Below are 14,059 nucleotides of genomic sequence, written 5' to 3' on the forward strand. Positions count from 1 at the left end.
CGTGGCGCGGGCCCCCGTCAGCTGTTGTCGAGGGTCCCGTCCCCAGGCGTGTGCGAACCGCCTCCGTGGTCGGTCGCCGGCGTGGCGTCCGACGCCGCGGGCGAGCTGCCCCTGCCCGAGTCGCCGGCGACGGTGTCGACGTTCTCGGGGAAGTGGCAGGCGACCCCGTGGCCCGGGGCGAGCTGGACCAGCGGCGGCTCCTGGGTCTTGCAGATCTCCTGCGCCTTCCAGCACCGCGTGTGGAAGCGGCAGGCCGGCGGTGGGTTGACCGGGCTCGGCACGTCGCCCTCGAGACGGATGCGCTCGCGCTTGGTGCGGCGCTCGGTGTCAGGCACAGGAACTGCCGAGAGCAGGGCGGTCGTGTAGGGGTGCATCGGACGGGTGTAGAGGTCGTCGCAGTCAGCGATCTCGACGAGCTTGCCGAGGTACATCACGGCCACGCGGTCGGACATGTGACGCACCACGGACAGGTCGTGCGCGATGACGACATAGGTCAGACCCAGCTCGTCCTGCAGGTCCTCGAGGAGGTTGATGACCTGTGCCTGGATCGACACGTCGAGGGCTGACACCGGCTCGTCGGCCACGATGAGCTTGGGCCTCAGGGCGAGCGACCGGGCGATTCCGATGCGCTGGCGCTGGCCACCGGAGAACTCGTGCGGGTAGCGGTTGTAGTGCTCGGGGCTCAGGCCGACGACCTCGAGCAGCTCCTGCACCGTGGCCTTGATGCCCTTCTCGGTCTTGATGTTCTGCAGGTGGAACGGCGCCCCGACGATGGTGCCGACCGTGTGGCGCGGGTTGAGCGAGCCGTAGGGGTCCTGGAAGATCATCTGCACGTCACGGCGCAGCGGTCGCAGCTTCGACGTGGACCAGTGGGTGATGTCCTCGCCCTCGAGGAGCAGCTGGCCGTCCGTCGGCTCGATGAGGCGGGTCAGCATGCGCCCCGTCGTCGTCTTGCCGCAGCCGGACTCGCCGACGAGCGCGAGCGTCTCGCCACGACGGACGTCGAAGTTCAGGCCGTCGACGGCTTGGACCGCGCCGACCTGGCGCTGCAGCAGTCCGCGCCGGATCGGGAAGTGCTTCGTCAGGCCCCGGACCTGCAGCAGGGCCTCGCCCGCCTGCTTCGACGCGGTCGGCTCGACGTGGGTGCTGGTCACGATGTGGCTCCTGTGCTGAGGTCACGTGCCACGCGACCGGACGTGGCGTGGATGGACGGTGCGGTGGTCACAGCGTCGGCCGGATCTCGTTCTCCCAGATGGACCTCTTGTCCTCCTGGGAGAGGTGGCAGGCGGAGTAGTGCCCCTTGATCCCCTCCGCGAAGGGGGGGCGCTCGCTCTGGCTCAGGCCACCCGTACGGTCGGCGTAGGCGCACCGCGGGTGGAACGGACAGCCCGACGGCACGTTGATGAGGCTGGGCGGGGCGCCCTTGATCGGCATGAGGCGCTCGGTGCGTTCACGGTCGAGGCGCGGCATGGAGCTGAGCAGGCCCCAGGTATAGGGGTGCTGCGGCTCGCGGAAGACGGCATCGGCGGTGCTGTACTCGACGCCTCGACCGGCATACATCACCATGATGTCGTCGGACAGCTCGGCGACCACCCCCAGGTCGTGCGTGATGATGATGACGGCCGAGTTGAACTCGGACTGCAGGTCGCGGATCAGGTCGAGGATCTGGGCCTGGACGGTCACGTCGAGGGCCGTCGTCGGCTCGTCGGCGATGAGCAGGTCGGGGTCGCACGACAAGGCCATCGCGATCATGGCGCGCTGACGCATCCCACCGGAGAACTGGTGCGGGTAGTCGTCGACGCGGGTCTTCGGCTGCGGGATGCCGACGCGGTCGAGCATGTCGACAGCGTGCTTGCGGGCGACCTGGTTGCTGACCTGGTGGTGCACCTTGTAGGCCTCGACGATCTGGTGGCCCACCGTGTAGAAGGGGTGCATCGCCGACAGGGGGTCCTGGAAGATCATCGCCATGCGCTTGCCGCGCAGCGAGCGCACCTTCTCGCTGCCGGCGCCGATGAGCTCCTCGCCGCCCAGCCGGATCGAGCCGGTCATCCGCACCGAGCCCGGCTTGTGCAGGCCCATGATCGACATGCTCGTGACGCTCTTGCCCGAGCCGGACTCGCCGACGATGCCGAGGGTCTTGCCCCTGGCGAGGTCGAACGAGAGCCCGTCGACGGACTTCACCACACCGTCGTCCGTTGGGAAGTGGACGCGCAGGTCGCGCACCGACAGGAAGGCATCGGGCGCCGGCGCGCCCAAGCCGCCGATGCCGTCGGAGCTGACCGTCGTGCCGGCCCTCCGGTTGCGCCGGCGGTCCAGCTTGTCGGGAGCAGGAGAGGCCTCGCCGGCCATGACAGGCGAGCTGTCGGCTGACGGGGCGGTCTGCTCGGTGGGCTCGCTCATGCGGTGCGCACTCTCGGGTCGACGACGGCGTACAGGAGGTCCACGACCAGGTTGGCCAGGATGATGAACGTGGCACCGATGAGGGTCACACCCAGCACCTTGGGGAGGTCGTTGTTGTTGATGGCATCGACGGCGTACTTGCCGATGCCGTTGAGGGAGAACGTGGTCTCGGTGAGGATCGCGCCGCCGAGCAGCAGACCGAGGTCGAGACCGAAGATCGTGAGGATCGGGGTCAGCGCCGCGCGGAGACCGTGCTTGACCACGACGTCGCGCTCGCGCAGGCCCTTGGCGCGGGCCGTTCGGATGTAGTCCTCGTTCATGGTCTCCAGCATGCCCGCGCGGGTCAGGCGGGCGTATGCGGCGGCGTACAGGAAGGAGAGGGTGATCCAGGGCAGGAGCAGGTCGTAGGCCCACTTGGCAGGGTTCTCCTGCAGGGGCGTGTAGCTGCCGCCCTGGGCGGTCCACCCGAGGCCGTAGCTGAAGATCGACAGCGAGAGCAGTCCGGTGAAGAAGATCGGGAGCGAGACGCCCGCGAGGGCGACGCCCATCGCGGAGCGGTCGAGCGCGCTGCCGCGGCGAAGCGCGGACACGACCCCGGTGGCGACGCCGCCGAAGAGCCACAGGAGGGCGGCTCCGCTGGCGAGCGAGAGCGTCACCGGCAGCCGGTCGAGCAGATCGGGCAGCACAGGGTTCTGCGTGATGAAGGAGTAGCCGAGGCACGGCGCCGGGCACTGGTCGATGCCGGCGCCGGTGTTGTACTCGGAGCCCGCCACGAGCCCCTTGGCGAAACGGCCGTACTGCACCCAGATCGGGTCGGTGAAGCCGAGGCGGACGGCGGCCTCGTGGACCTGCGCCGGACCTGCGCTCTTGCCGACGTAGCGTGAGGCCAGGTCGTCGGCGGTCGCACCGCCGATGCGCGGCACGAGGAAGAAGATCGCGAAGGTGACCGCGCTCACGACGAAGAGCAGGACGATGGCGCCGAGGATGCGCCGGATCATGTACGTCAGCAAGGGGAGCGGCCGGACGCGGTGGCGGTGGACTGCTGTGAGCCCACCGCCACCGGGTCTGCGCCTTCACCTACTTTCAGGTGGGTCGGGCGTGTTGCGGTGACTGGCGAGAAGGCGTGTTACTGCTTGACGCCCATCGCGGCGTAGTCGTACATCGTGAAGCCGTCGTTGACGAAGACGTTCGTGATCGTGTCGGGACGGAAGAGCAGACCCTTCGACCACACACCGGGGATGACGGCGGCGGCCTCCATGACCGACTTGTCGACGGTGCCCCAGATCTCCTCGCGCTTCGTCTGGTCGTTCTCGGCCATCGCCTTGTCGATGCCGGCGTCGACCGCCGGAACCTTGATGCCGAGGTTCGTGTTGCCGGACGGGCGGATGACGCGGCTGTCGACGATCTGGCTCAGGAAGCCGAAGCCGTCGGGCCAGTCAGCACCCCAGCCGTAGACGATGATGCCGAGCTTGTTGGCCTTCGCGTAGTCCGGCTTGCCGGCATACAGCTTGGTGTAGTCGGCGGTCGGGTACGGCTTGATGGTCAGCTTGATGCCGACCTTGGCCAGCGACTGCTGGAGCGACTCGGCCGTCGCCTTCTCCTTGGGACGCTCGGTGCGGTAGGAGATGTTCGTCTCGAAACCGTTCGGCTGACCACACTTCGCGAGCTCGGCCTTGGCGGCGTCGACATCGCCCTGCGGCTTGCTGGCGAAGTTGTAGAGGTCCATGTCCAGGTGACCGGGGACGTTCGGCGGCATCAGGCTCGTGGCGATGTCACCGCCGGTCTTGCCGCCGTAGGCGCGCTGGTAGCCGGTCTTGTCGTAGGCGAGCACGACGGCCTTGCGGCAGTCGATGTTGTCGAGCGGGGCGACGTCGCTGTTGAGCACCGAGAACCAGGTGCGGGCCGCCGACGCGTTGTCGGTCTTGGCCTTGAGGGTCGGGTCGGCGAGGATCTTGCCCTGCGACTCCGCCTGGACGCCGGTGCCGGCGATGTCGACGTCGAGGCCACCGCTCTGAAGGCGGTTGTCGATGTCGGGTGCGTTGAGGCCGAGCTCGACGGTGATCTTGTCGGGCAGCGCCTTGCGGCCGGACTCGGGGTCGGTCGCCGGGTCGTAGTTGGTGTTGCGCTCGAGCTCGATGCGCTTGCCCTGCTGGTAGACCGAGAACTTGTACGGGCCGCTCGAGATCACGTGCTCCTTGTACTTCGTGCCGGTGTCCTTGGCCTGCGGCACGGGGGCCGTGGAGGGCAGCTGGGCGAAGTAGTCGAAGCCGGAGAATGCCGTCTTCAGCTTGAAGACGATGGTCTTGTCGTCGGGCGTCTCGATCGACTTCAGGTTGTCGAGGTTCTTGTCCTTGAAGACCGAGTAGCCGGCGGGCACGTCGGCCAGGAAGTCGTTGAAGTACGTCGGGCCGTTCGGGAACGTGTCCTTGTCGAGCGAGCGCGCCACGCCGTACTTGACGTCCTTGCTCGTGATCGGCGTGCCGTCCTCGTACTTGAGGCCGTCACGCAGCGTGTAGGTCCACGTCTTGTTGCCGTCGCTCGGCTTGCCGAGGGAGGTGGCGAGGTCGGGAACGAGCTTGGCGCCCTCGGCCCCAGGAGCAGCCTTGAAGACGACGAGCGTGCGCGCGTAGTTGCGCAGGAAGTTCCAGGACAGGCCGTAGTAGGTGTCGCCCGGGTCCACGGAGTCCCAGTCGCCCGCCATGCCGAAGCGGAGCGTGCCGCCCTTCTTGTCGGAGGCGTTGAAGATCTTGCCGATCGCGGCATCGGCGGCGGGTTGCGCAGAGCTGCCTCCACCGCTGCCGCCAGTGCCGGAGCCTGTGCCCGTGTTGCTGGCGCCGCCGCCACAGGCGGACAACCCCAGGGCCAGGGCGGCCGCCGCGGCGACTGCCATGATGCGTGTGTTCTTCATCTGTGTTTGCGCTCCTTGCTTTCGGTACAGCGGAAGTGCGGGTCGCGGAGGTTACCGGGACCGTGGGTCGAGGGCGTCACGCAAGCCGTCCCCGAAGAGGTTGAAGGCGAGGACCGTCACGAAGATGGCCAGGCCCGGCGGGAGCATGAACCAGGGGTCCACCTGGTACCAGCGCGCCGCGTCGGCGAGCATGCCTCCCCACGTCGCGCGGGGCGGCTGGACGCCGACTCCGAGGTAGGACAGCGCCGCCTCGAAGAGGATGTTGCTCGGGATGAGCAGGGTCGCGTAGACGAGGATCGGCGCGACGAGGTTGGGCAGCAGCTCCTTGACGAGGATGTATGGAGTGCGCGCCCCCAGGCTGCGGGCGGCGTCGACGAACTCGCGCTCGCGCAGCGACAGCGTCTGGCCGCGGACGATGCGCCCGATGTAGGGCCAGTTGAAGAACCCGATGATGAAGACGATGACCGCGATGCGGAGCGAGTCGCCGTGCAGCCCGAAGGCCGAGTCGGGGATGACACCGACGAGGGCGAGCGCGAAGACGATGAGCGGGAACGCCAGGAAGATGTCCATCAGGCGGCTGATGAGGCCGTCGACGGCGCCGCCGACGAAGCCGGCGATGACACCCATGGCGGTGCCGATGACGACGGACAGCAGGGTGGCGAGGAACGCGATGAGCAGCGAGATCTGCGAGCCGTAGAGCACGCGGCTGAAGAGGTCGCGCCCGTTGACCGGCTCGACACCGAAGAGGAAGTCCCACGAGACGCCGCCGAAGCGGGCCGTCGGCACCTGGAGGTCGGGGTCGACGAGCTCCTGGTGGAACTCGTTCGGGTCGTGGCCGAGGAGGCCCACGATGAGCGGGGCCAAGATGGCGACCAGGATGAGGAACAGGACGAAGAAGCCGCCGCCGAGTGCGACCTTGTCGCGCTTGAGCCGCGCCCAGGCGATCTGGCCGAGCGAGCGTCCCTCGATCCGCTTCTCGCCCACGAGCACCGACTCTGGTGCCGCTGTCGCGGCTCCGGGCTCGGTCTCCAGGGGAGTGCTCACGTGCCGTCACCTCCGGGTCGTGATCGGTGCCGGGGACCGGTCGGCCGCCAACATGCTGATGTGCAGCCGAAACCTACCGTCCCCCATGACCGCGCGCCCCATCTTTCAACGGCGCGCCACCGGCAGCAACCGACGTGGCCGAATCGTGACGCGGTGGATATCTTCCGGCGATCTGGCCCCCGTGGCCGGAAGATTGCCGCCGCCGGGACGCGTGCTGCGTCCCGGCGGCGGTCTGTCCCGGTTGTCCGCGTACGCGTGCGGCTAGGACTCGGCCGACGGGTCCGTCTCGTCCTCGAAGGTGCCCAGCACGCGTTCGAGGAGGTCCTCCATCGTGACCAGGCCGACGGGACCGGTGGGCCCGTCGACGATGACGAGCTGGGCGCGCGCGGCCCGCATCAGCGACACCGTGTCGAGCAGGGAGAGCCCCTGGTCGACGTGCAGCGCCGGTGCCGTGACCGTGGTGACGGGGGCCTGCCTGGGCGCGCGGACGATGTCGCGCACGTGGGCGATGCCGACCGGTCGACCACCCTCGCGCACGACGAGCCGCGAACGGCCGGTGTCGCGCGACAGGGCCTCGGCCTCGGCGCAGGTGGCGGAGGTGGGGACCCCGATCGCCCGGTCCATCGGCACGACGACCTCGGTGAGGGACGTCGTGTCGAGGTCGATCGCACCGGCCAGCACGCGGTGCTCGGGCTCGGCGAGCATGCCGTGGTCCTTGGAGCTCGCGATGAGCAGCTGCAGCTCCTTGGGCCCGTGCACCTGCCCGAGCTCGTTCTGGGGCGTGACCCCCACGAGCCGGAGGCACCCGTTGGCCAGTGCGTTGAGCAGGCTCAGGGCCGGCCGGGCCACCCACGCGAATCCGCGGAACGGAAGTGCGAGCAGGACCGCCGACCGCTCCGGGTGCGCGATGGCCCACGACTTGGGGGCCATCTCGCCGACGACCATGTGCAGGAAGACGACGATGCCGACGGCCAGCACGACGGAGACGACGTATGCCGCCGCGTCGGGCAGGCGCGCGAACGTGAAGACGGGCGTCAGCAGCTCGGCAACCGCGGGCTTGGCGAGAGAGCCGAGCCCCAGCGTGCACAGGGTTATGCCGAGCTGGGCTCCGGCCAGCATGAGCGACAGCTCGCGGTTGGCTCGGACGGCGGCTCGCGCCGCCACGGAGCCGCGCTCGGCGAGGGTCTCGAGGCGGTGGCGCTTGCTCGCGACCACTGCGAACTCGGCCGCGACGAAGAAGGCGTTGAGCACCAGCAGGAGGAGGGAGACGAGCAGGGCGGTGATCATCGGCCGGCCTCCGTCCGCTCGTCGGTGGCGGGGGGCCGCACGGCATCACCCTGGTCGTCGCCTTCGGCGTCGAGGGCCTCGAGGTCGGACATGAGGTCGAGCACCTCCACCCGCACGGAAGAGGGCACGTGCCGTTCGACCCCCTCGACCGTGAGGCGCACCGACACGGGCAGGCGCCGGGGCTCGTCGTCACCGCTGGAGGCGGATGCCGGGTCGTCGCCGTCGGCGTAGTCGGTGTCGTCGGCGGCCTCGGTGCCGGTCCGGCCGTCGACGTCCTGGTGACGGTCCGTGACGACCTCGCGACTCGCCTCGACGAGGACGCCGTCGCCGACGACCGCGGTGCGCCCGAGGTGCTCGAGGATGAGACCGCTGACAGTGGAGTACTCGTCGCCGCTCTGCAGCGTCAGGTCGCTGGCGCTGTCGAGCTCGTCGAGGCGCAGATGGCCGGGCACCACCCAGGTGTCGGGCCCGGCCTCGACGACGCCCGGCTGGGGCGTGTCGTCCTCGTCGAGGATGTCGCCGACGACCTCCTCGGCGATGTCCTCGAAGGTGACGATGCCGGCAAAGCCGCCGTGCTCGTCGACGACGACGGCCAGCTGCCGGTGGTCGGCGCGGATCTGCTCGAGCACGCGGGGGAGCGGGGCGCTCGTGGGCACGACCGTCGGGTCGGAGGCGACCGACCCCACCGTCGTGCTGGGCCGTTGTCCCGGCTCGACCGAGAGCACCTCGGCGATGCCGGCCACGCCCACGATGTCGTCGCCGTCGCGGCCCGTGACCGGGAAGCGCGACCAGCCGGTGTCGAGCAGCTCGACGAGCTGCGACACCGAGGCGTCGGCGCGAACGGTCGTGACGCGTACGCGGGGGGTCATCACGTCGCCGGCGTCGAGCTCGCGGAACCGCAGTCCGCCCTCGAGCACCTCGGACAGGTCGTCGTCGAGCAGGCCGCCGGCGTGGGACTCGTCGATGATGCGGGTGAGGTCCTCGGCGGTGGCGCCGTGCTCGAGCTCCTCGACGGGCTCGATGCCCACCTTGCGCAGCAGGGCCGTCGACGCGCGGTCGAAGAGGCGCACGAGCGGGCCTGACACCGTGAGGTAGGCGAGGGTCGAGCGGCTGAGGGCCCGGGCGAGCGGCACGGTGCGCGCGATCGCGAGGTTCTTCGGAGCGAGCTCGCCGAAGACCATCTGCACGATGGTGGAGAAGACGAGGACGGCGGTGACCGACAGGCTGAGCCGGGCGGCGTACGACATCGAGGGGTCGAGCAGCTCGGCGAGCCCCTCGCCCACGAGGGGTTCGGACACGTAGCCGACGAGCAGCGCGGTCACGGTGATGCCGAACTGGGCGGCCGACAGGGTGAAGGAGAGCTGCGAGGTCACCTTCATGGCCCGCTGGGCGGCGGCGTCGCCGTCGTCGGCGAGCTGCCTGAGCGCGTTGCGGTCGACGGCCACGTAGGCGAACTCCTGCGCCACGAAGTAGCCGGTCGCCGCGGTGAGGGCGAGGATCAGCAGGATGCCCAGGCCGATGCCGAGGGCGGTGCTCATGCGATCACCACCCGCACGAGCAGGTGGTGGGGCGGGGACGGCCGGACGGGGTCCGGCCAGGGACTATGGCCCTCCTGGGACTCGGCGCGCGAGCCGGAGCGTGAGTGCGATCGCATGAGGTGATCCTAAGTTACGCGGCCGCCCCGTTCCGTCTGGTCGCGCCGTCACCCGGAGGCGGTGGCGCCCTTGCGCGCGGCCTCCTGGCTGATCTGGTGGGCCAGCTCGACGTCCAGCTGCGTGAGGCCGCCCTCGGAGTGCGTCGACAGCGCGAAGCTGACGGTGCGCCAGCGGATGTCGATGTCGGGGTGGTGGTCCATCGCCTCGGCGGCCGCGCCCACCTCCTGCACCAGGGAGATGCCGGTGAGGAACTCCGGCGCCTCGTAGGAGGCACGGATCGTGTCGCCGTCGCGCGTCCAGCCGGGCAGGTCGCCGAGCTGCCGCTCGATCTCCTCGTCGGTGAGCAGTCGTGTCATGCCCTCCAGTAAACCCCGGACGTATGCCGGGTGGCCTCCTACCGCTCACCGATGCGCACCGGTGCGATGCCTCCGTGTGGCACCATCGACGTCGCCATGAGCAGCAGGAGCACCTCGGACCGCCAGCCAGTCCGCCTCGTCGTCGGGGCGGCAATCGTCGACGACCTCGTGCGGCCCACCCGGCTGCTCTCCGCCCGGCGCACCGAGCCCGCCGCGCTCGCCGGGGGGTGGGAGCTGCCAGGGGGCAAGGTCGACGAGGGCGAGTCGCCGCTGTCGGCGCTGCACCGCGAGGTGCTCGAGGAGCTCGGCGTCCGCGTGCAGCTCGGGTCGCACGTGCCCGGGCCGCTGCCGGGCAGCACCTGGCCACTTGGCGACCGCTACGAGATGCTCGTGTGGCTCGCCGAGGTCGTCGAGGGCACGCCGGCTCCCATCGAGGACCACGACGAGCTGCGGTGGCTGGCGCTCGACGACCTGCGCGCCGTGGCCTGGCTACCGGCCGACCTGCCCATCGTCGAGCAGCTCGAGGCCGTCCTCCGCCCCAGCAGCCCCTGACGTCCCCTCACACACCGCTGGCACCACCCACAGCCGTGGTCCGGACCACCCCCGAAACCCTGAGAGACTGTTCCTCATGCCCATGAAGACCCGCGCGGACATCCGCAACGTCGCCATCGTCGCCCACGTCGACCACGGCAAGACCACCCTCGTCGACAAGATGCTCTGGCAGTCCGGTGCCTTCGGTGAGCACCAGCACGTCGACGAGCGCGCGATGGACTCCGGTGACCTCGAGCGCGAGAAGGGCATCACGATCCTCGCGAAGAACACCGCGGTGCACTACACGGGCAAGGCGGCCTCCGACCGCGGTCTGGCCGACGGCGTGACGATCAACATCATCGACACCCCCGGCCACGCCGACTTCGGTGGCGAGGTCGAGCGCGGCCTGTCCATGGTCGACGGTGTCGTGCTCCTCGTCGACGCGTCCGAGGGCCCGCTGCCCCAGACCCGCTTCGTGCTGCGCAAGGCGCTCGCCGCGAAGATGCCGGTCATCCTCTGCATCAACAAGGTCGACCGTCCCGACTCGCGCATCGCCGAGGTCGTCGACGAGGCCTACGAGCTCTTCCTCGACCTCGACGCGACGGAGGAGCAGATCGACTTCCCGATCGTCTACGCGTCGGCCAAGGCCGGCCGCGCCTCCCTGGAGCGCCCCGACAACGGTGGCCTGCCGGAGGGCGAGGACCTCGAGGCCCTCTTCGAGACCATCCTCCAGACGATCCCGGCGCCGACGTACGACGACGAGGCGCCCCTGCAGGCGCACGTGACCAACCTCGACGCCTCCAACTTCCTCGGCCGCCTCGCCCTGCTCCGTGTCTTCAACGGCACGATCAAGAAGGGCCAGCAGGTCATGTGGTGCCGCCACGACGGCTCGCAGCAGCGCGTCAAGATCACCGAGCTGCTCATGACCGAGGCCCTCGAGCGCAAGCCAGCCGAGAGCGCCGGCCCCGGCGACATCATCGCCGTCGCCGGCATCCCCGAGATCACGATCGGCGAGACGCTCGCCGACGCCGAGAACCCGATCCCGCTGCCGCTCATCACGGTCGACGAGCCGGCCATCTCGATGACCATCGGCACGAACACGAGCCCGATGGTCGGCCAGGTCCGCGGCTCGAAGGTCACCGCCCGCATGGTCAAGGACCGCCTCGACAAGGAGCTCATCGGCAACGTCTCGCTGCGCATCCTCAACACCGAGCGCCCCGATGCCTGGGAGGTCCAGGGCCGTGGTGAGCTCGCGCTCGCCATCCTCGTCGAGCAGATGCGCCGCGAGGGCTACGAGCTGACCGTCGGCAAGCCGCAGGTCGTGACGCGCGAGGTCGACGGCAAGGTCCACGAGCCCGTCGAGCGACTCACCATCGACACCCCCGAGGAGTTCCTCGGCGCCATCACGCAGATCATGGCGGCCCGCAAGGGCCGCATGGAGCAGATGACCAACCACGGGACAGGCTGGATCCGCATGGAGTTCCTCGTGCCCAGCCGTGGCCTCATCGGCTTCCGCACGGAGTTCCTCACCGAGACGCGCGGCACGGGCATCGCCCACCACGTCTTCGAGGACTACGAGCCGTGGTTCGGCACCATCACGACCCGCACGAGCGGTTCGCTGGTCTCCGACCGCAAGGGCGTCGTCACCTCCTACGCCATGGTCAACCTCCAGGAGCGCGGCACGCTCTTCGTCGACCCGACGACCGAGGTCTACGAGGGCATGATCGTCGGCGAGAACTCCCGCGCCGACGACATGGACGTCAACATCACCAAGGAGAAGAAGCTCACCAACGTGCGCGCCTCCTCCTCCGACAACTTCGAGAAGATCGTCCCGCCGCGCAAGCTGAGCCTCGAGCAGAGCCTCGAGTTCTGCCGCGAGGACGAGTGCGTCGAGGTCACGCCCGAGTCGGTTCGCATCCGCAAGGTCGTCCTCGACGCCGGCGAGCGCGCCCGAACCGCGTCACGCGCGCGTTCGGCGGCGAAGGCCGAAGGCTGACCGACCCGTGCCTGTGGTGGGGCGCGTGGTACTCGGGCTGAGCAGGTCCCTGGGCCGGTCCTTGAGTCGGTCTCTGGGCCGGTGCGTGGCCGTCGGGGTCGGGGCTGCCGTCCTGGCTTCGGGTGCCGCGGCGTGCACCGGCGCGCCCGACACGTCGGCGCAGAGCGCCGCCGTGCCCGCCACGTCGGCGTCGGCCGCCGGGCAGCCCGGCGGCACCCTGCAGGTGCTCGTCGCGGGCACCGTCGCGACGTGGGACCCGCAGCTGATGTACGTCGGTCCCGAGGCGTTCTTCGCCCAGCGCACCTTCGTGCGCGGGCTCACGGCATACGGCACCGGGGCACACCAGCGCGACGTGCAGGGAGACCTCGCGACCGACGCGGGCACCCCGTCCGACGGCGCGCGGTCGTGGAGCTTCACCCTCCGCGACGGCCTCACGTGGCAGGACGGCTCGCCTATCAGCTGTGAGGACGTGCGCCACGGCGTCGCGCGCACGTTCGACCGACGCACCCACGTGGGCGGCACCAACTACGCCAGCTACCTGCTCGACATGCCGACGCAGGTCACGGCCGAGGGCCTGGAGAAGCCCGTCTACGCGGGGCCCTCCGACACCGCCCACCAGGCCGACTTCGACCGCGCCGTCTCCTGCCAGGGCCGCACGGTCACCTTCAAGCTGCGCGACGCCGAGCCGGACTTCCCGCACATCGTCGCGCTGCCCGAGTTCGCCCCCCGCAAGGCGTCGGCCGACACGAAGACCGACAAGGCGTCGTACGCCGTCATGTCGAGCGGGCCCTACCGCCTCAAGGCGCCGTGGGTGGTCGGCAAGGGCGGCACCTTCGTGCGCAACGAGCACTGGGACCCACGCACCGACCCGATCCGGCACGCGTACCCCGACGAGATCCAGGTGTCCTCCGGGCTCGGCGAGTCCACGGTCATCCAGCGGCTGCTCAACCAGCAGGCCGACGACGCGTACGCCGTGTCGTGGGTGCAGGCGAGCCCGACCCTGCGCAACCAGGCGGGCACCGACCTCCAGGCGCGGCTGACCTTCCCCTTCACGGGCAACGTCGACTACCTGGCCATCAACATGCGCAGCAAGGCGATGGCCAACCCTGCGGTGCGGAGGGCGCTGGCCACGTCGACCAACCGGGCGACCTACGTCGCCGCCACCGGTGGCGAGGGCGCGGGCACCCCGACGTGGTCGGTCCTGTCGCCGACGGTCTACCCCGACTCGGTCAGGCCGCCGTCCGCCAACGGCGTCGAGGGCGACCCCGAGGCAGCCCGCCGGATGCTCCAGCAGGCCGGCGTCAAGCTGCCGGTCAAGCTGCGCGTCGTCTACGCCCGCTCGGTGCTGGCCGACAAGGCGTATGCCGCCCTGGCCGCCGGGTGGGAGCGCGCGGGCTTCGACGTCGAGCTCAAGGGCGTGGCCCCCGAGGAGTACTACGTGGAGATCGAGAAGCCCACGTCGGTCGACTCGTACGACGTCTTCCGTGGGGTGTGGACGCCCGACTGGCCGTCCGCGGGTGGCGTGCTGCCGGCGCTCTTCGACTCGCGCATCAACATCGACTCCTCCGGTCCCGGCCAGGACGTCGGCTACTTCTCGAGCAACGCCCTCAACGCCCTCATCGACGAGGCCGACGCGACCGCCGACCCGGCCGCCCGGGCCAAGGTGTGGGAACAGGCCGACAGCACCATCCGCGGCGAGGTCGGCTACATCGGCTTGTCCGCGACCAAGGCCCTCTACCTGCACGGCGCCGGCGTCAAGTCCTACGAGGACCACAGCGTCGGTGGCATCGTCGACCTCGCCACCGCGTCCGTGCGCTGACGTGGCCTGACCGACGCGACCGAGCCGGCCAAGCCGGCCAAGCCGACAGAGCCGACCAAGCCG

General features: G+C 70.0%; 11 protein-coding genes. 3 read left to right on the top strand and 8 right to left on the bottom strand.

The features are described from left to right. Nucleotides 1-17: 17 nt before the first annotated feature. From AB4091_RS02950 to AB4091_RS02985, 8 genes are all read right to left on the bottom strand, one after another. Nucleotides 18-1,154, bottom strand: coding sequence for an ABC transporter ATP-binding protein (locus AB4091_RS02950; RefSeq protein WP_442290216.1), 1,137 nt, complete (start codon nt 1,152-1,154; stop codon nt 18-20). 67 nt (nt 1,155-1,221) lie between these two features. Further along, nucleotides 1,222-2,400, bottom strand: a complete 1,179-nt coding sequence (locus AB4091_RS02955) for an ABC transporter ATP-binding protein (protein ID WP_442290217.1) — start codon at nt 2,398-2,400, stop codon at nt 1,222-1,224. Beyond that, complete coding sequence (locus AB4091_RS02960) at nt 2,397-3,398, bottom strand: ABC transporter permease (protein ID WP_442290218.1); 1,002 nt, start codon at nt 3,396-3,398, stop codon at nt 2,397-2,399. The genes AB4091_RS02955 and AB4091_RS02960 overlap by 4 nt, the downstream gene beginning before the upstream one ends. Before the next feature lie 128 nt (nt 3,399-3,526). Then, a complete protein-coding gene (locus tag AB4091_RS02965) occupies nt 3,527-5,308 on the bottom strand; it encodes an ABC transporter substrate-binding protein (RefSeq protein WP_442290219.1) in 1,782 nt (593 codons plus the stop codon). A 51-nt stretch (nt 5,309-5,359) separates the two neighbouring features. Beyond that, nucleotides 5,360-6,352 (bottom strand): ABC transporter permease, encoded by a 993-nt coding sequence (locus AB4091_RS02970; RefSeq protein WP_442290220.1) that lies wholly within the window; start codon nt 6,350-6,352, stop codon nt 5,360-5,362. A gap of 261 nt (nt 6,353-6,613) precedes the next feature. Further along, nucleotides 6,614-7,639: a hemolysin family protein gene (locus tag AB4091_RS02975; RefSeq protein ID WP_442290221.1), complete on the bottom strand. Its 1,026-nt coding sequence runs from the start codon at nt 7,637-7,639 to the stop codon at nt 6,614-6,616. Next, nucleotides 7,636-9,177: a hemolysin family protein gene (locus AB4091_RS02980; RefSeq protein ID WP_442290222.1), complete on the bottom strand. Its 1,542-nt coding sequence runs from the start codon at nt 9,175-9,177 to the stop codon at nt 7,636-7,638. Before AB4091_RS02980 ends, AB4091_RS02975 begins: the two co-directional genes overlap by 4 nt. 164 nt (nt 9,178-9,341) lie before the next feature. Continuing rightward, a complete protein-coding gene (locus AB4091_RS02985) occupies nt 9,342-9,650 on the bottom strand; it encodes a 4a-hydroxytetrahydrobiopterin dehydratase (protein WP_442290223.1) in 309 nt (102 codons plus the stop codon). A 96-nt stretch (nt 9,651-9,746) separates the two neighbouring features. Here AB4091_RS02985 and AB4091_RS02990 point away from each other — a divergent pair, with 96 nt between their 5' ends. The 3 genes from AB4091_RS02990 to AB4091_RS03000 all read left to right on the top strand — a co-directional run bounded on the left by AB4091_RS02990 (nt 9,747) and on the right by AB4091_RS03000 (nt 13,996). Beyond that, a complete protein-coding gene (locus AB4091_RS02990; protein WP_442290224.1) occupies nt 9,747-10,202 on the top strand; it encodes a (deoxy)nucleoside triphosphate pyrophosphohydrolase in 456 nt (151 codons plus the stop codon). A 76-nt stretch (nt 10,203-10,278) separates the two neighbouring features. Continuing rightward, entirely contained in the window at nt 10,279-12,177 is a 1,899-nt protein-coding gene (gene typA / locus AB4091_RS02995) for a translational GTPase TypA (protein ID WP_442290225.1), read from the top strand. Between the two features lie 85 nt (nt 12,178-12,262). Continuing rightward, nucleotides 12,263-13,996 carry an ABC transporter substrate-binding protein gene (locus tag AB4091_RS03000; protein ID WP_442290226.1) on the top strand — a complete coding sequence of 578 codons (1,734 nt, stop codon included), beginning with the start codon at nt 12,263-12,265 and terminating at the stop codon, nt 13,994-13,996. Nucleotides 13,997-14,059: the final 63 nt, after the last annotated feature.

The sequence above is a fragment of the Terrabacter sp. 2RAF25 genome, assembly GCF_052115265.1.
Classification (GTDB): domain Bacteria; phylum Actinomycetota; class Actinomycetes; order Actinomycetales; family Dermatophilaceae; genus Terrabacter.